This is a genomic window from Pedobacter sp. 22226, assembly GCF_052045455.1.
In the GTDB taxonomy this organism is placed as follows: Bacteria; Bacteroidota; Bacteroidia; order Sphingobacteriales; family Sphingobacteriaceae; genus Pedobacter; species Pedobacter jeongneungensis.
In genome coordinates this window covers 509059-526601 of the sequence record NZ_JBQEPB010000005.1, presented here as the reverse complement: position 1 = coordinate 526601, position 17543 = coordinate 509059, and the positions used below count along the sequence as shown (strand labels likewise).

Here is a 17543-nt window from a genome sequence, read left to right as displayed (position 1 = left end):
TAAAAACTCCATTTGTAATGCGTAAAGCGGCTAGCAGCTGGCGATAAATTAGCCTTAAACCTTTCAAACCTCTACCTTTTACCTTAATTAAGCCAGTTTTTCTTTAACAATTTCGGCAATTAATTTTCCATCGGCTTTACCAACAAGTGCTTTATTTGCCAGGCCCATTACCTTCCCCATATCTTTAACCGATGTAGCACCAGATTGTTTGATTACCTCTTCGATAATTGCGGCAACTTCTGCCCTGTCCAGCTGTTTAGGCAGGAAGCGGTTAATTACTTCAATCTCTTCTTCTTCAACCTGGTATAAATCTTCGCGATTTTGCTGTTTATAAATATCAGCAGATTCACGACGTTGTTTAATCAGTTTCTGAAGGATTTTAAGCTCAGCTTCTTCTGTAATTTCTTCGGCTGAACCTTTTTCTGTTTTAGCCAAAAGTAAAGCAGCTTTAATTGCCCTTAAACCTCGTAATGTTGCCTGGTCTTTAGCCAACATGGCTGTTTTCATTTCCTGATTTATAGTATCTGATATCATTTTTATTACCCCAAACCCCTAAAGGGGCTTTCTTTTTATTAATTTGAATTATTTCTTATTAAATTTCCCACGTAATCCCCCCTTTCAGGGGGTTAGGGGGTTTTATTCACTATCGTTGCTGTTGCCTGTGCGGTTGGCATTATCAGCATGTCGTTAATATTTACATGCTTTGGTCTGCTCACCACGTACCAGATGGCATCGGCAATATCATCAGCAATTAAAGGTTCAAAATTTTCATATACCTTTTTTGCCCGCTCTTCGTCGCCTTTAAAACGCACCACCGAAAATTCGGTTTCTACCATACCCGGGTTAATTGCAGTCACTTTTATCCCGTGGCTAAGCAAATCGATGCGCATGCCTTTGGTTAAAGCATCAACCGCATGTTTACTGGCACAATATACGTTTCCATTTGGATAAACCTCTTTACCTGCGATAGAACCGATGTTGATGATATGGCCTGATTGATGAGGGATCATCCAGTTGGAAACAATTTTGGTTACATAAAGCAAACCTTTCACATTGGTATCAATCATCGTATCCCAATCGTTGGTATCGCCTTTATCAATCGGATCTAAACCCTGACTTAAACCTGCATTGTTAACTAACACATCTACTTTTTTCCATTCTGCAGGCAAAATTGCTAAAGCCGCGGTAAGGCTATCTTTATCGCGTACATCAGCAAGAACCTGTTTAATGGTGATGGCATATTTATCTTCAAGGTGATGCGCAATTTTAGCCAGTCGGTCTTCTCTGCGCGCCAATAGCACCAAATTGTAACCTTGTTGGGCAAATGTATGTGCACAGGCTTCGCCAATACCAGAAGTTGCGCCTGTAATTAATGCAATTTTAGACATGTTTATGAATTTTAAGTCACGGTAAGCCCCAAGCTAACACTTCAAGGTTTACCTACATCAGCAAAGGTAAGTTTTTTTGAATTGCAGGACTATTGAAAAATCAAACTGAATGTTAATTGACGTAATTTCAACTTATCTATCGGATTGGCATAAACGGTATCGTCATGCTGGAGCAGATCGCCTTTAGAATACGACAGTTTAATTTCGGGCGACATTTTGAAATATTCGAAATAAATATCAAAGCCAATCCCCGTTTCGTAAGAAAGATAATTACGCTGATTTTTTAACAATTTGTTTACCGGACTTTCACCTTCATCGAAGGTTTTCTTCTTCGAGGCAATATCTATCGAGTATTTTGCACCACCGAGCCAGTAAGCCCTGAAATTGTTCAGGCGGTTGGATTTTACTTTTATCCCCAGTGGAAATTCGAACATGGTAGCCTGCACTTTCCGCTCAACCAGTGATTGAAAATTTTTGGTCTGTCCGTTACCCAGGTTAATCGGTTCCTTTGGTTCATATTCGTAACTGACTACCCTATCGCTGAATATAAGTGAAGGGGTTGCACGGATATCAAAGTTATCGGAAATCATCCGGTTCATTACAAAGCCCAGTCCAAACCCTTGCGAGGGGGTACTGTAAATCGCATTTAAACGCGAAGTAACAGGAATGCCCGAATTGGGATCATAAGAAACCCCTAATGAATTTGGTACTTCGTAAAAAGGCTCACGCCAGTTTGTTTTTTTAAGGATTTTGTATTCTGCAGAGATGTATTGAAAATTAAAACCAAAACTCCAGTCTTCATCATCTATACCACCACCCCAGTTTTGGGCAAAAGCAGTTGCAGAAACAGCGAAGAATGAAAGAATGAGGCTTAATTTTCTGATCATTTGGTCCCTATGTATATCGAACTTATTCCAAACGTTAAAATTCTTTGTTTGGTACTTTTGAAACCGATTTTTTGCATCAGGCCTGTAAAATCCTCTCCATCAGGGAAAGCCGCTACCGATTCGGGCAGATAAGTATAAGCCCTGTGGTCTTTAGAAAACAGTTTACCAAAAAACGGCGTGATGTGCTTAAAGTAGAAGTTATATAATTGTTTTACCGGAAATACCTTTGGTTTGGAAAACTCTAAAATCACCATTTTTCCATTGGGTTTTAGCACCCGGTACATATCGGTTAATCCCTTTTCGAGGTTTTCGAAATTACGCACGCCATAAGCACAGGTAATGGCATCGAAAGTATCATCTTCGAAGTGTAAACCCTCCGAATCGCCCACCTGAACGGTAAAAGTTTCGTTCAAATTACGCTCGTTGATTTTTTTTCTGGCTACATCAAGCATGCCTTCAGAAATATCTACACCGATTACCTTTTCGGGATGAAGCTTTTTAATGGCTTCAAAGGCAAAATCGCCTGTTCCGGTAGCTACATCAAGCATAATCCGTGGCTGGATGGAAACCAGTTCTTTAATGGCTTTCTTACGCCACAACACATCAATGCCTAACGACAGAAAATGGTTTAAAAAATCGTAAGTGCCCGAAATGTTGTTGAACATGGTTGCAACCTGCTCTTTTTTAGTTGCATCTTCTACTTGGTATGGGGTGATATTCTGATTCATGATATGAGGCAAAGATAGATAAAAGTCGGGAGTCTTTAGTCCGGAGTCAGAAGTCTTTGACGCAAAGTATTCAGTGTATTGTCAAAAATGAGATTAAAAAAGATTATCAAATTGGACTCCGGACTTCGGTCTTCGGACTTCCGACTCAAAACCCTACCTTTGCGCCTATGATTATCAAAACGGCAACATTTGTTTGCAGCAATACCCAGATTTCGGCTTTACCGGCGCCATTAATGCCTGAATATGCATTTATTGGCCGCTCTAACGTGGGTAAATCTTCCCTGATCAATATGTTGGTAAATCAGCATGGATTGGCCAAAACTTCCCAGCGACCAGGAAAAACCCAGTTAATTAATCATTTTCTAATTAATGAGAAATGGTATATAGTCGATTTGCCGGGTTATGGTTATGCCAAGGTTTCGAAAACAAGCAGAGAAAAATGGGAAAAATTTATCCGCGCTTACATTACCAAAAGAGAAAGCTTACAGTGCGTTTTTGTTTTAATTGATAGCCGTTTGGAGCCTCAGGGAATTGACATTGAATTTTGCTACTGGTTAGGTGAAAAACAGATTCCTTTTTCTTTGATTTTCACTAAAGCCGATAAACAGGGAATGACCACCACCCAGAAAAATGTAGCTGCCTTTAAGAAAAAATTAGGGGAGTTTTTTGAAGAAATCCCGGCAACCTTTATTACATCTGCTGAAAAAGGAAACGGAAAAGATGATGTTTTAAATTTCATTTATGAGGTGAATAAAGACTTTGTTGTTCCGACAGATTATAAAAAGTTTTAGATGGTTTAGTAGTTCATTAGTCTTTAGTTTATTGGTCAATGGTTAATAGTTTTGTAGTTCATGGTCCATGGTTGGGTTGTCGATAGCAAGTTTCAGAAATCTATTTAACGACTGATTTTTCTTTAAACTATTAAATTTTCAACTATAACGATCAAACCATTGAACCAACTAACACAATTAACCGTTAACCAATTTATACAGTTAACCCTTTCTATTAAATGAAAAAATACTTTTCACTCGTATTATTCGCTCACTCAGTTTTTGCGCTTCCATTTGCCATGATTGGCTTCTTTCTGGGCGTTACCACTACCGAAAGTCCATTTTCGTGGTATAAACTGATTCTGGTTTTGCTTTGCATGGTTTTCGCAAGGAATTCTGCCATGGCATTTAACCGTTATCTGGACCGGAATATCGATGCTAAAAATCCGCGTACAAAAATGAGGGACATTCCGGCTGGTAAGGTTTCTGCAAATGAGGCGATGATTTTCGTCATAATCAACTGTGTCCTGTTTGCCATTACCACATACTTTATCAACCCGCTTTGTTTCTATTTATCTCCGGTAGCGCTGTTTGTGGTTTTATTTTACAGTTATACTAAAAGATTTACTGCACTATGCCATTTGGTATTAGGCTTAGGACTTGCACTGGCGCCAATTGGTGCCTATATTGCCGTTACCGGACATTTTGCCCTCGTTCCTGTACTTTATTCGTTAACGGTACTTTTCTGGGTAAGCGGATTTGATATTATCTATGCGCTACAGGACGAAGAATTTGACCGTGAAGAAAAATTACACTCCATTCCATCTGCGCTTGGCATCAAAAATGCTTTAAATGTTTCAGTGCTGCTACATGTGTTATCGGCTACCTGTGTAATTTTACCAGTGTTTTTTACATCTTTCAGCTGGGTTTATTACGTAGGTATTGTGTTTTTCTGTTCGATGTTGATTTATCAGCATTTATTGGTTAAACCTAACGATATCAGCAAAGTAAACAGGGCTTTTCAAACCTTAAATGGTTATGCATCGGTAGTATTTGCCGTATGCTTTTTAATAGATGCGTATTTGAGACATAAATAAAATGAGAGAATGAATGAGTTTTAAATGAGTGAGTGATGACCATTCTCTGATTCAATCCTTCTCACATTCAATAATTAAATATTATGATGATAACGAAAAAACCCAGAACATATATTCCGCAGGAACTAACCATTACCTGGGAAAATTTAGAACCGATTTTTACTGAATTACAACACCGCGAAATAAACAACGCAGCTGAACTGGAGCAATGGCTAAAAGACCGCTCGGAACTGGAAGCCGCTTTGGAAGAAGATTTTGCGTGGAGATACATTAAAATGAGTTGCGATACCGCTAATGAAGAGCTGGTAAAGAACTTTCAATATTTTGCAACAGAAATAGAACCGAAAATTTCTCCGTTAGGCAACGAACTGAATAAAAAGTTTGTAGAAAGTCCGTTTATGGAGGCACTTGATAAGGAAAAGTATTTCGTTTACAGCCGTGCAATTAAAAAAGCTTTAGAACTTTACCGCGACGAAAACATTGAGCTGTTTACTGAATTACAGGTAAAACAACAGAAATACCAAAGCACCACAGGTGCAATGAGCGTGCAAATTAACGGACAGGAATATACTTTGGAGCAGGCTTCGATCTTCATTAAAGATTTAAACCGCGAGGTTCGTGAAAATGCATGGAAAACGATCCAGCAGCGCCGCTTGATTGATAAAGATGACTTAAATATCCTGTTTGATGAGTTAATTAAGCTACGTAACCAGGTAGCGTTAAATGCAGGTTTCGAAAATTACCGCGATTACATGTTCCAGGCTTTGGGCCGTTTTGATTATACGCCTCAGGATTGTTATGATTTTGCCAATGCGATTGAAAAAGAAATTGTTCCGATTTTAAAAGAACAGGCTGAAAAACGCCGCGAAGCATTAGGTTTAGAGGTACTAAAACCCTGGGACCTGGAGGTAAGCGTAAGTGGTAAACCAGCTTTAAAACCCTTTAATAATGGTGAAGAACTGATAGATAAAAGTATTGCCTGTTTTAACGCCATTGACGAAAAATTGGGTGCAAAACTGGCTACCATGAAAGCCAATAATCTTTTTGATGTAGAGAGCAGAAAAGGCAAGGCACCGGGTGGTTACAATTATCCTCTGGCCGAAACCGGAGCGCCATTTATATTTATGAACTCGGCAAACTCGCTGCGCGATTTAACTACAATGGTTCATGAAGGAGGACATGCCATCCATACTTTTTTAACAGCTAACCTGGAGCTGAACGACTTTAAACACTGTCCGTCTGAGGTTGCTGAGCTGGCCTCTATGAGTATGGAGTTAATCTCAATGGATAACTGGGATGTTTATTTCGACAATGAAGAAGATTTAAACCGTGCTAAAAAAGAGCAGCTGGCCGATGTGTTAAAAACATTACCCTGGGTTGCGGTAATCGATCAGTTTCAACACTGGATTTATACCAACCCTAACCACACCGCTTCCGACCGCGAAGAAACTTTTAAACAGATTTATAACCGCTTTGGCGCTGGTTTTGCCGATTGGACAGATTTGGAACAGCAATTTGGTAACGGATGGCAGAAACAGCTTCATTTATTCGAAGTTCCATTTTACTATATCGAGTATGCCATTGCGCAATTAGGTGCCATTGCCGTTTGGAAAAACTATAAAGAAAATCCTGAAAAAGCTTTGGAGCAATACCTGGCTGCACTTTCTTTGGGCTACACCAAACCAATGAACGAAATATATGAAACTGCAGGTATTAAATTTGATTTCAGCGCAGAATATGTGAAAGAACTGGCCGGTTTTGTGAAAACAGAACTGGAGAAACTGGGATAAGGAGAGGTGAAAGGTTTGAAGGTGGAGGGCTGGAAGGTTTTCACCTCGTTTTACATCATACGGGTCGTGGCGTTTCGCCACGACTTTTTTGTTTTTATGAACCACAGATAAAAAGGATGAACACAGATTAATACTAGTTCTGGTTTTAGCGTCCCGCTAAGACCCTGTATTTTTTTTTGCCACTGAAACACAGAGAATACGGAAACCTTTACGCTCCTAATTCGCTCAGCGTGACAAACCGAATTGAATTTAAATAATACCACCGCCATTGGCAACAAACCCTGAACTTTGCACAACACAAATGACCGATAAACAATTGATTTTTTTTTTGCCACGGAAACACAGAGAACACGGAAACTTTAGATACGCTTCGACTCCGCTCAGCGTAACCAATCGAGTGGGATTCAACTAAAGCGATCGCTATTGTACTAAACTCTGAACTTTGGAAAAGACCAATGAACAAATGACCAATGAACCACTGAACTATTTTATGTAAAAAAATGTTAATTGGGTTAAACATTGTTAAAAACCACTGCTTAATGCACCTAATGATTTAGTTTCGTTTTAATTCCTAATCAGATAAAAGGAAAACTAATCATCAGATCCCTAATTAACAATGAAAATATTTGCTCCATATTTTATGCTCTCTCTATTATTTTGGAATACCGTTTATGCACAGCATACAAAAATCCGCATTACAGGTATGGTGGTTACCAAAAACGGAATTAAGGTTTTAGCTAACCTTAAATTCACCAGCCTGAAAGATACCTCGTTTGTTAAAATAGTTAGCACCGATAAAGAAGGCAATTATGTATTGGAAGGCTTTCCACAAGGTAATTTCAAGGTTGTGGTTAATGCAGTGGGTTATAAAATGGTTGAAGAAACTTTTCAGTCATTTGCAGGCAAAACCGATATGGATTTAAGTTTTAACCTCGAAGCTGGGGTAAAAGAACTCGAAAGCGTTGTGGTTGCTGGTCGTAAAGCATTAATTGAAAGGCATAACGATAAAACGGTAATGAATGTAGAAAACAGCATTGTTGCAACCGGCAATACAGCGCTCGAAATCCTTGCTAAAATGCCAGGCGTATCCGTTAATCAGGATGGGATCATTAGTATAAAAGGAAAATCAGGCGCAAATGTGCTGATTGATGGAAAATCGACATATTTATCAGCAGAACAACTGGCTACAAGGCTGCGATCGTTAAACAGTAATGAAATTAAAATGATCGAACTGATGACTAACCCATCTTCCAGATATGATGCCGAAGGGAATGCAGGGATACTCAATATCAAGTTAAAAAAGAATACCAGTTACGGCACAAATGGAAGTATAGATCTGGGCTTTGGATACGGAAAAAACGCGAAAAGCGATGCTGGGATCTCCATCAACCACCGGGATAAAAATGTCAATATTTTTGGCAGTTTTGCAAATAATAACAATAAAGCAAACGAAGACCTCGATATTTTAAGGATAGCAAAAGGCGCTGATCAGGATACTTATTTCCATCAATATAACACACAAATCAGATCTACACACAACAACAATTACAAAGCGGGCATCGATTATTTCATTAATGAGAAAAATACTTTGGGTTTCTTAACTACAGGTTATTTTAATAATGGCCACGACTCATCAAACGGAGGTACGGCTATCGGGCAAAATTTCACGAAAGTCGATTCTTCGATCATTGCCGATAATCCTGCAAAAAACAAATACCGCAACCAGGCCTATAATCTCAATTATAAAAGTGTTTTGGATACGCTCGGCCAGGAATTTTCTATCGATTTAGATTATGCAAAATACCACAGTGAAGAAAATACCCTTTACCAAAACTTCTTTTTTGATCAAAACGGTTCAAACTATAAATCGCCCACCATTTTCAGGAATGCCACACCTTCATTTATCAAAATTAAGGCTGCAAAAATTGATTATACATTGCCATTAAACGCTACCACAAAATTAGATTTAGGGTTAAAAAGCAGCTGGGTAAGTACAGATAACGATTTTCAATTCGAAAACCTGATTGGAACAGACTGGAAGAATGACGTAAACAGAAGTAACCATTTTATTTACGACGAAAATATCAACGCAGCATATACCACATTAAAACACGAATTTAAATCAACCAGTGTTGAAATCGGTTTAAGAATGGAGCAGACCAACTCAAAAGGCAATTCTATTAATGACAATAAGATCGTGAAACGCAGTTATTTTGATTTTTTCCCAAGTTTTAGCTTCAATCAAACCTTAAATCCGAATCATGAAATCGGTTTTTCATATAGCAGAAGAATTGATCGCCCCGATTATAAATCGCTTAATCCGTTTGTATATTTTGTTGATCTCTATACTTTTAGCCAGGGCAACCCTTTTCTCAATCCACAGTACACCAATGCTTTTCAGCTTTCTTATAATTATAAAAAGACATTGAATATTTCGCTGGGTTACAGCATTACCAATAACCTTATTATCGATGTGTTATTACCAGAAAACGAGAAGAAAACACTTTATCAAACCGTCAAAAACCTGGATAAACAATACGCTTATGATTTAACGATCGGCTACCCTACTGCGATTACAAAATTCTGGAGCATGGACAATACGCTTACCAGTACCTACAACCAGATCAAAACCTCAAACCTAGATAATGGTGGCTACGACAGAAAGAAAGTGAATTTCATGATTAACAGCAGTCACACTTTTACGCTTAGCCCTACAACTGCGGCAGAACTTTCGGGCGAGTATGCATCATCACAGATTTATGGCACTTATGCCATTAAACCATATTATGGTATTGACTTCGGACTTAAAAAATCATTCTTTGATAAAAAGCTCAATGTTAAGCTTGCTGCCAATGATGTACTTAATTCAAGAAAGGCAAGGATCAGCAGTGCACTTTCCGGCTTAGATTATAACCTCACCCAAAAACAGGAAACAAGGGTTTATCGCCTTAGTTTAAATTACATTTTTGGCAGTAGCAGCGTTAAGGGTACACGCGAGCGGAAAACCAGCGTAACTGATGAAGAAGGCCGGATTAAATAGCATTATGCTTCGTTTTTTTGCCTGATTCTTGAGATGATAAACATGACTAAAACCGATAACAGGATCATAACCAGGTAACTGTAACTTAGGTTTCGTTCATCCTTGGCAGGAATCAGGTTTACCACACCATAACTCAATAGCGAAACAATTACATAAGTAAAACCACCTGTTAAGCCACCTGCAATTCCTGCATTTTTAGGGAACTTGCTTAAACAGAAAGTAAAGTAGTTATTAAACGTATAGCCTGCACCAACATGGATAATAAAAGCAAAGAAAATTAACGACCATAGATTCGATACGAAATTTAAGCTCACAATCATCAATACCACAAAAGCAACCTGCAACAACGAATTGATCATTAATCTTCTAAAAAAGGGTTTATTAATGGTTGCTTTACCGATAAAGCCACCAACCATCCAGGCGAAACCCAGAAACAGTGAGCTATAACCTGCTACCACCGGAGAAAAATTTAAATGGTGCTCAATGATAAATGGTCCTGTCATGTTGTAAACCATCACCATGCAATAGGCCAAACCCAGCATTACAATACCTAGCGTAAAACTGGTGGTTTTAATCATTTCGGCATAAATGCCTGTTATTTTCTTCAGCTGAAAATCGGTAAAATGCCTTAAGGTTTCACCGCTGAATATGATTTCCAACATTGCAAAAACGACTGCAAATCCGGCTAAAAAGTAAAAATTAGATTCCCAGCCAAAAGCGGTTTGCAGATAACCACCTATAAATGGTGCAACAATTGGTCCGGTGCTCCAGATGATGGAAAATAAACTCAAATAATGTTTTAGCTGATCGCCTTCGAAAAGATCGACGAAATATGCCCTTTTTGCCACCACAATTGCACCTACCGTTACCCCATGGATAACCCGCATGAAATAAATAAGGTAAATGTTATGCGTTGTGGCAATAACAATACTGGCTACGGCAAAAATCAATAATGCATAGAGTGAAATTTTATACCGGCCAAAACTATCGAGTACGCTGCCAATAAAAAGCTGCGAAATCCCATAGCTGATTAAGAAAATACTTAAGGTAAGCTGAACCTGAACATTGCTTACCTGTATTGCCCCTGCCATATCAGGCAATGAAGGGATATAAATGTCTGTGGCAAAGCCCGAAATAGGAAGTAAGGCAAAGGCCAGTAATGTGGCAATGCCCTGGTTATGTGCTTTGATATATTTAATTGATGTTGTATTTGCGGTCATGATACTACCCTGTTGTCATTAATATTCTAATCAAACAAGGTTTTATGGCATTGCATAACCTTTTTCGATCAAACAGCGGCAAAAATATAACTTTTAAAAAGCCTAAAATTATGCGAATCAAATAAAGGATTATTCTAGCCAAATAATTGCCTTTTTTGACTTAAAATCAATAATCATACAATTTTTAAACCCGTTTTATCCTTAAAACCATCTGTAATGAAAATTATATGCGGCTTTAAACGTTTTTAACCAAACTTTTTATAAGTTTGAAGAAACAATCAAACAAAAGATGTTCGAAAAGCTATTCAGAAAGAAATCCATTTCCAAGATATTACAAGATGCAGCAAAAGGCTATGGCGACCATGAAAACACATTACATAAAACACTAGGTGTTCGCGATTTAACCGCTTTTGGGATTGCAGCAATTATTGGTGCTGGTATTTTTAGTACGATAGGTAAAGCAAGTGCCGATGGAGGTCCGGCAGTAATCTTTTTGTTTATTTTTACTGCAGTCGCCTGTAGTTTTGCAGCCTTTGCCTATGCAGAATTTGCCTCAATGGTTCCGGTTTCGGGCAGTGCATATACTTATTCTTATGTGGCTTTTGGCGAACTTGTTGCCTGGATTATCGGCTGGTCTCTCATTATGGAGTATTCCATAGGGAACATCACCGTAGCCATATCCTGGTCTGATTACTTTACCGGGTTACTCTCCACGATAAAAATACCTTTTCTCGGCATAGATGGAATCCATGTACCCGACTGGATGACAATGGATTACCTAAGCGCTTATAACGGACATAAACATGCGGAGGCACTTTTGGCGGCTGGTAAAAACCTGGCAGGCCTGGATCCGGCTACGGCTTTGGCCAATAACGCCTGGCTCACCGCACCACAAATAGGTGGTTTTCACCTCGTGGCAGATATTCCTGCTTTAGGCATTATCATATTGATTACCTGGTTAATTTACCGCGGTATGAAAGAAAGCCGCAACGCAAGCAATGCCATGGTGGTAGTTAAATTGGCTGTAATTCTTTTGGTTTTATCGGTTGGCATATTTTATGTTGACACGAAAAACTGGAATCCCTTTGCTCCAAACGGTGTTTCAGGGGTTTTAAAAGGAGTTTCTGCAGTATTTTTTGCCTATATCGGTTTCGATGCCATTTCTACCACAGCTGAAGAATGTAAGAATCCACAGCGTGATTTACCCCGCGGTATGATGTGGGCAATCATCATTTGTACCATACTTTACGTTGCCATTGCCCTGGTTTTAACGGGTATTGTTAAATCAGATACTCTAGCTGTCGGCGATCCTTTAGCGTTTGTTTTTGACCAGATTAATTTAAAATTAATGAGTGGTATTATTGCAGTAAGTGCGGTATTTGCCATGGCCAGTGTGCTATTGGTTTTCCAAATGGGACAACCACGTATCTGGATGAGCATGAGCAGGGACGGATTATTACCTAAATCATTTTCGAAAATCCACCCGAAATATAAAACACCTTCATTTGCCACTATTGTGGTGGGGTTTGTGGTTGCTGTTCCATCACTGTTTATGAACCTGACCATTGTTACAGATCTTTGTTCTATAGGAACATTATTCGCTTTCGTACTGGTTTGTGCAGGTGTTTTAGTATTGCAAAACAGACCGGATGTACAACGCGGAAAGTTCAAAATCCCTTACGTAAACAGTAAATTTATTGTTCCTGTAATATTTATCGCAACAATCATTTTCGCCTTTACACAATATAGTAAGGAAACCAAAGCATTCTTCTTCAATTCACCTAAAACCATTCAAACGGTAACTTTTGTTACTTCTTTAAGTGGCGATGAGCTAAAAATTGTAAAGGAAGAAATAGTTAAAAATGCTGCCCCACAGATTATATTAACAGAGAAAGTTGATGCTGAATCTTATCTAAGCGCCTTACCTGCTGATCGTTACGAACAGTTTATATCAGCTTCAAAAGTACCGGTAGAAAAGAAATATGAAAGCGGCTGGGGCTTGTTTAAACACAAAATCCCAATGTGGATCTTTTTGATTATCTGCATTATAATTACCTATTATTGCATCACCAAAAACCTTTCATTAATTCCGGTTTTAGGATTGATCAGCTGTTTATATATGATGTGTGAACTGGGCATCTCCAACTGGATCGGTTTTGGGATCTGGCTGGTAGTAGGGCTTGTGGTTTATTTTGCTTACGGGTACAGGCATAGTAAACTGGCACATCCTGAGGTTTAGTTTTAGCAAATGAAATACAATCCTTTAATACACCATCGGAGATCGATCAGGTTAAAGGGTTATGATTATTCAAAAGCAGGGGCCTTTGGCTCTATCGGTTGGTGTCTCACCAACCGAAACAAAATAATTCTAATATTTGTATCTTGTATATAGGTTGTCCCTGCAACTTAAATACTGATAAAACTATGAACATCTTCCATAAAAGACAGGGACAAATGGATTATAATTATCCATATTTTTATACAGATACCATCTGTAATTTCGCACATTTATTACATGATGATAACTTGAAAATGATCATCATAAATTCATTGAAGTTTTTAGTTGATCAAAAGCTTATTGAGATATACGGCTATGTTATCATGCCTAATCACATCCATTTGATATGGAATATGCTTAAATTAAACGGAAAAGAATCTCCGGCTGCCAGCTTTACTAAATTCACAGCACACGAGTTCAGAAAGTATTTTTTAGTTAATAATCCTATACTTATAAACCAATATCGTTCTCAAAAGAATGACAGGACTTTTCAATTCTGGAAAAGAGATCCACTGGCTATTCCATTAAGTCGTGAAAGCATTTTAATACAAAAACTAGATTATATCCATGATAATCCAATTAAAGAGAAATGGAATTTATGTACTCACCCTGAAGATTATGAATGGAGCAGCGCAAACTTTTATGAAACAGGAATTGATCAATTCAAAATCCTTACACATTTTAGAGATTAATTACTTCCGCCAGTGAGCCCCCAATAAAAATACGTCGTTCAATTCAAAATCCTTTATTTCGGTCGGTGAGACACCAACCGATAGTCCCCCCTTCTTCACAGAAAGAGGATCTAATTTATTTCTTCTTAATAAAAGCCATTGCTGTAATCATTACAAGCCCTAATCCCGATGCGATCATGTAATTATTCGCATGATCAAGATGGTATATCTTAGCTGCGGGACCTGCTATAAAGAGCACAATACCCAAAATCAAAAGTGCAGTTCTCATTTAATTAAACCGGGAGTCTGTGCAATTCAATGTCATCCGGCGTAACGAAAATCAACGGCACTTTTTCTACATCCACATAACTGCTGTCTAAACCAAAACTGCGCTCCTCAGATAAACTTAATTTTTTAAGGATAAAGTAATAATCCATAATGGTACGTTCATAGAAACTCAGTTTGGTAAATTTAGACAAGTGTTTCTCTAAAAGAACGAACCTGAAATCGCCGGCAATTTTATGTTTGTTTAACGAGGTATATTGACTGGTAATATCAATTTCGCCGTTTTTAACCAACTCTTCAACCACTTTACGATAAAGCAGGTTTACACGCTGCTCTACCCTGAAACCTAACCTGAAATCGATCCTGATCAGCTTACCCGGAATTAAGAACTCCACCTTATAATCTAAAGTATAAGGCTCATCCATTACATCAACGTGCACTAACCAGTACACATCAGCACGTTTTGGTTCCTTCTGGATAATCGAATAAATAATTTTAGATTCTATTTCTGTTTTAAAGTTTGCACTCGTTAAATAAACCAGCTGGGAAGAATATTTCGGAACAGATTCATCGTTACTTAATTCGCTTAAAATCTGATAATAATCTTCAATTTCTACATATTTAACAAACCGGTTTTTAATCTTGCGGGCAATAAACCAGCTCCACATCACGGTAAACAGTGCCGAACCAATTAATACGGTTAACCAGCCACCATCCGAAAACTTGTGCAGGTTACTGAAAAGGAAAGTACCTTCTATAACGACATACACCGAAATAAAAATGGCGATGAGGTATTTGGGAAAACGTTTGCTCCTTAAATAAACACTTACCAAAATGGTCGTCATCAACATTGCTATGGTAATGGAAAGACCATAGGCAGCATCCATTTTAGAAGATTCTTTCCAGAAGAAAACGATACTACAACAGCCCAGCCAAAGCATCCAGTTGATGGAAGGTACATAAAGCTGTCCCTTTTGAACAGATGGATAAACGATTTTGATTTTTGGCCAAAGGTTTAAGCGTACTGCCTCAGAGATTAAAGTAAATGAACCACTAATTAAGGCCTGACTGGCAATAACCGCAGCCATAGTGGCCAAAATTACCATCGGAACCTGGAAATGGCTAGATATAATCTGAAAGAAAGGATTCATTTTTGAACTTGGAATAAAAGTACCCTCATTCTGTAAAATCCAAACCCCCTGACCTAAATAATTCAAAATCAAGGTTATTTTAACGAAAATCCAGCTAATTCTGATGTTATTCCGTCCGCAGTGACCTAAATCTGAATATAAGGCCTCGGCCCCGGTGGTACAAAGAAATACACCTCCTAAAATGATAAAGGCCTTACTGTTTGTAGCCAACAAATGTATGGCGTAATAAGGATTAAGTGCTTTTAATATGCTTAGGTCTTTAACGATAAATAAAAGTCCGGCGATACCCAAAACAGTAAACCAGACAAACATTACCGGCCCGAAAAGCTTTCCTACAAGGTTGGTTCCAAATTGCTGGATAATAAAAAGCACCGTTAAAATGGCAATTACTACCGGAACTACAGGTATATCGAATTTACTGGTTAAGCCTTCAATTGCTGATGTTACCGTGATACTCGGCGTAATTACACCATCGGCAAGCAGCGCACAACCTCCAACAACAGCAGGCACAATTAACCATTTTGCCTTTTTTCTCACCAGAGAAAACAGTGAAAAAATTCCTCCCTCACCTTTGTTATCGGCCCTTAAGGTTATGATTACGTATTTAATGGTGGTTTGTAAGGTTAATGTCCAGATGATGCAGGAAAGCACTCCAAGTACTACATCAGTGGTAATTGACCCCGGATGGTGCGCAATGCCTTCTTTTACACCTAATATGCTGGTAAAAATTGCGTTGAGTGTGTATAAAGGTGATGTTCCAATGTCACCGAACACAATTCCTAAACTAATTAGAACACCGCCGGCGGTTAACGCGTTGACATTTTTATGATTTGACACTTCGTTGATATTTTTAGTGCGGCAAAAGTAAACTAACTATAACAATTTAACAACCAAATTATTGTGTATTTTTAACACTATGAAAATAATTTTTTATTGTTAAATTGTGTTAAATTATGGCTTTTAAACAAAATGTTTAATTTCTTTGTTTTAAATTAATACATTTGCTATACCAATTTGATGAAACTCTACGCTAAGATAACGTTACTCACAAAAATAGCATGCACATTGTGCATCGCATTGCTGTGCAACGTAAATTCTATGGCGCAACAAGCTGATAGTATTCACATTAGCTTAAAAAACAGAACCAAAAAAGTAGGCAGAATTCCTGAAATTAAAGCCAACATTACGCCTTACAAACCGCTCTACATGTCTATTGGAGGTTCAGGAATGTTCAATACTTATTCAACAACCACCAAAAATACAACGGTTGTAGCAAAGGATAAATTGTTAACGATTGTAAAAATATATCCCAATCCGGTAGAAGAACAACTTAATATTATACTTTCTATTGGAAAAGATGGCACTCAGACCACTATTAAAATCATCGATTTATTAGGTAATGAGGTGGCAACGCTTGCCAACGAACGCCTGAATGCCGGCGAGCAAACCAAAACCTTTAACATTCCAAACAGAATAAACCCGGGCATTTACTTTTTAAGGGTAATTGCAGGGTCAGAAAGCCAGGTAAAACGCATCTCAGTTTTATAACACCATTTTCTTTTCTATTTTTGATTGATGCGGGGTTAATCCTCCGTCTATTTTCTCATATATTATATTTTTAAGAATGAAAATAATCGCTATTGGCAGAAACTATGCCGAACACGCAAAAGAACTGAACAATCCGGTTCCAACTACCCCGGTAATTTTTCTGAAACCTGATACCGCAGTTTTAAAAGACAATAAACCATTTTACCTGCCCGATTTTTCGGATGATGTGCATTACGAACTTGAGGTGGTTTTAAAAATTTGTAAGGAAGGAAAACACATTGCCGAAAAGTTTGCGGCCAATTATTATGATGAAGTGGGTTTGGGTATCGATTTTACAGCCCGCGATATTCAGGCGAAACATAAAGAAAAAGGATTGCCCTGGGAGCTGGCCAAAGCATTTGATAATTCGGCACCCATCAGTATTTTTCTTCCAAAAAGCGATTTCGAAGACCTTTACAACTTAAATTTCGAATTAAAAGTAAACGGAGAAAGCCGTCAGGTTGGTCATACTAAAGATTTATTATTCTCGTTCGAGAAGATAATCAGCTTTGTTTCTCAGTACATCACCTTAAAAAAAGGCGATTTAATTTTCACAGGAACACCACAGGGTGTAGGTAAAACAAACCGTGGCGACAAATTGGAAGCCTGGCTGGAAGGAAAGCAACTTTTAAATTTTGATGTAAAGTAACG

At 38.2% G+C, this 17543-nt stretch carries 14 protein-coding genes; 8 read left to right on the top strand and 6 right to left on the bottom strand.

Going from position 1 to position 17543, the window contains the following annotated elements; all coding sequences use genetic code 11:
* Window positions 1-87: 87 nt before the first annotated feature.
* The 4 genes from ACTJKC_RS14380 to ubiE form a co-directional block, all read right to left on the bottom strand.
* The gene (locus tag ACTJKC_RS14380) at window positions 88-534 is read right to left on the bottom strand and encodes a GatB/YqeY domain-containing protein (RefSeq protein ID WP_344853051.1); all 447 of its coding nucleotides are present in this window, start codon (window positions 532-534) and stop codon (window positions 88-90) included.
* Window positions 535-626: 92 nt separating this feature from the next.
* Window positions 627-1388: an SDR family oxidoreductase gene (locus ACTJKC_RS14375; RefSeq protein WP_440792880.1), complete on the bottom strand. Its 762-nt coding sequence runs from the start codon at window positions 1386-1388 to the stop codon at window positions 627-629.
* Between the two features lie 89 nt (window positions 1389-1477).
* Window positions 1478-2275, bottom strand: a complete 798-nt coding sequence (locus ACTJKC_RS14370; protein WP_440792878.1) for an outer membrane beta-barrel protein — start codon at window positions 2273-2275, stop codon at window positions 1478-1480.
* Window positions 2272-3003, bottom strand: coding sequence for a bifunctional demethylmenaquinone methyltransferase/2-methoxy-6-polyprenyl-1,4-benzoquinol methylase UbiE (ubiE, locus tag ACTJKC_RS14365; RefSeq protein ID WP_344853048.1), 732 nt, complete (start codon window positions 3001-3003; stop codon window positions 2272-2274). Before ubiE ends, ACTJKC_RS14370 begins: the two co-directional genes overlap by 4 nt.
* Window positions 3004-3170: 167 nt before the next feature.
* On the opposite strand from ubiE, the gene yihA reads away from it, so the two are divergent.
* The 4 genes from yihA (at window position 3171) to ACTJKC_RS14345 (ending at window position 9700) form a co-directional block, all read left to right on the top strand.
* The gene (gene yihA / locus ACTJKC_RS14360) at window positions 3171-3794 is read left to right on the top strand and encodes a ribosome biogenesis GTP-binding protein YihA/YsxC (protein WP_440792876.1); all 624 of its coding nucleotides are present in this window, start codon (window positions 3171-3173) and stop codon (window positions 3792-3794) included.
* Between the two features lie 218 nt (window positions 3795-4012).
* The gene (locus ACTJKC_RS14355; RefSeq protein ID WP_440792874.1) at window positions 4013-4870 is read left to right on the top strand and encodes a UbiA-like polyprenyltransferase; all 858 of its coding nucleotides are present in this window, start codon (window positions 4013-4015) and stop codon (window positions 4868-4870) included.
* Window positions 4871-4953: 83 nt separating this feature from the next.
* Window positions 4954-6660, top strand: coding sequence for a M3 family oligoendopeptidase (locus ACTJKC_RS14350; protein WP_440792872.1), 1707 nt, complete (start codon window positions 4954-4956; stop codon window positions 6658-6660).
* Between the two features lie 616 nt (window positions 6661-7276).
* Window positions 7277-9700: an outer membrane beta-barrel protein gene (locus tag ACTJKC_RS14345; protein WP_440792870.1), complete on the top strand. Its 2424-nt coding sequence runs from the start codon at window positions 7277-7279 to the stop codon at window positions 9698-9700.
* Between the two features lie 2 nt (window positions 9701-9702).
* Here ACTJKC_RS14345 and ACTJKC_RS14340 read toward each other — a convergent pair whose 3' ends face one another.
* On the bottom strand, window positions 9703-10920 hold the full coding sequence (locus tag ACTJKC_RS14340) for an MFS transporter (protein WP_440792868.1): 1218 nt from the start codon (window positions 10918-10920) through the stop codon (window positions 9703-9705).
* A 289-nt stretch (window positions 10921-11209) separates the two neighbouring features.
* On the opposite strand from ACTJKC_RS14340, the gene ACTJKC_RS14335 reads away from it, so the two are divergent.
* Window positions 11210-13159: an amino acid permease gene (locus tag ACTJKC_RS14335; RefSeq protein WP_440792866.1), complete on the top strand. Its 1950-nt coding sequence runs from the start codon at window positions 11210-11212 to the stop codon at window positions 13157-13159.
* A gap of 311 nt (window positions 13160-13470) precedes the next feature.
* Window positions 13471-13890 (top strand): transposase, encoded by a 420-nt coding sequence (locus tag ACTJKC_RS14330; RefSeq protein ID WP_440792864.1) that lies wholly within the window; start codon window positions 13471-13473, stop codon window positions 13888-13890.
* Window positions 13891-14162: 272 nt separating this feature from the next.
* Here ACTJKC_RS14330 and ACTJKC_RS14325 read toward each other — a convergent pair whose 3' ends face one another.
* Complete coding sequence (locus ACTJKC_RS14325; RefSeq protein WP_344853042.1) at window positions 14163-16142, bottom strand: KUP/HAK/KT family potassium transporter; 1980 nt, start codon at window positions 16140-16142, stop codon at window positions 14163-14165.
* A gap of 261 nt (window positions 16143-16403) precedes the next feature.
* On the opposite strand from ACTJKC_RS14325, the gene ACTJKC_RS14320 reads away from it, so the two are divergent.
* Both ACTJKC_RS14320 and ACTJKC_RS14315 read left to right on the top strand, forming a co-directional pair.
* Window positions 16404-16853 (top strand): T9SS type A sorting domain-containing protein, encoded by a 450-nt coding sequence (locus tag ACTJKC_RS14320; RefSeq protein WP_344853041.1) that lies wholly within the window; start codon window positions 16404-16406, stop codon window positions 16851-16853.
* 76 nt (window positions 16854-16929) lie between these two features.
* Window positions 16930-17541, top strand: coding sequence for a fumarylacetoacetate hydrolase family protein (locus ACTJKC_RS14315; RefSeq protein WP_440792861.1), 612 nt, complete (start codon window positions 16930-16932; stop codon window positions 17539-17541).
* Window positions 17542-17543 lie beyond the last annotated feature (2 nt).

Excerpts from the sequence above, each read along its gene's own strand:
- ACTJKC_RS14370 (WP_440792878.1), bottom strand. The coding sequence starts at position 2,275 with ATGATCAGAAAATTAAGCCTCATTCTTTCATTCTTCGCTGTTTCTGCA.
- ACTJKC_RS14380 (WP_344853051.1), bottom strand. The coding sequence starts at position 534 with ATGATATCAGATACTATAAATCAGGAAATGAAAACAGCCATGTTGGCT.
- ACTJKC_RS14320 (WP_344853041.1), top strand. The coding sequence starts at position 16,404 with ATGGCGCAACAAGCTGATAGTATTCACATTAGCTTAAAAAACAGAACC.
- ACTJKC_RS14335 (WP_440792866.1), top strand. The coding sequence starts at position 11,210 with ATGTTCGAAAAGCTATTCAGAAAGAAATCCATTTCCAAGATATTACAA.
- ubiE (WP_344853048.1), bottom strand. The coding sequence starts at position 3,003 with ATGAATCAGAATATCACCCCATACCAAGTAGAAGATGCAACTAAAAAA.
- ACTJKC_RS14355 (WP_440792874.1), top strand. The coding sequence starts at position 4,013 with ATGAAAAAATACTTTTCACTCGTATTATTCGCTCACTCAGTTTTTGCG.
- ACTJKC_RS14375 (WP_440792880.1), bottom strand. The coding sequence starts at position 1,388 with ATGTCTAAAATTGCATTAATTACAGGCGCAACTTCTGGTATTGGCGAA.
- ACTJKC_RS14345 (WP_440792870.1), top strand. The coding sequence starts at position 7,277 with ATGAAAATATTTGCTCCATATTTTATGCTCTCTCTATTATTTTGGAAT.
- ACTJKC_RS14315 (WP_440792861.1), top strand. The coding sequence starts at position 16,930 with ATGAAAATAATCGCTATTGGCAGAAACTATGCCGAACACGCAAAAGAA.
- ACTJKC_RS14340 (WP_440792868.1), bottom strand. The coding sequence starts at position 10,920 with ATGACCGCAAATACAACATCAATTAAATATATCAAAGCACATAACCAG.
- ACTJKC_RS14350 (WP_440792872.1), top strand. The coding sequence starts at position 4,954 with ATGATGATAACGAAAAAACCCAGAACATATATTCCGCAGGAACTAACC.
- yihA (WP_440792876.1), top strand. The coding sequence starts at position 3,171 with ATGATTATCAAAACGGCAACATTTGTTTGCAGCAATACCCAGATTTCG.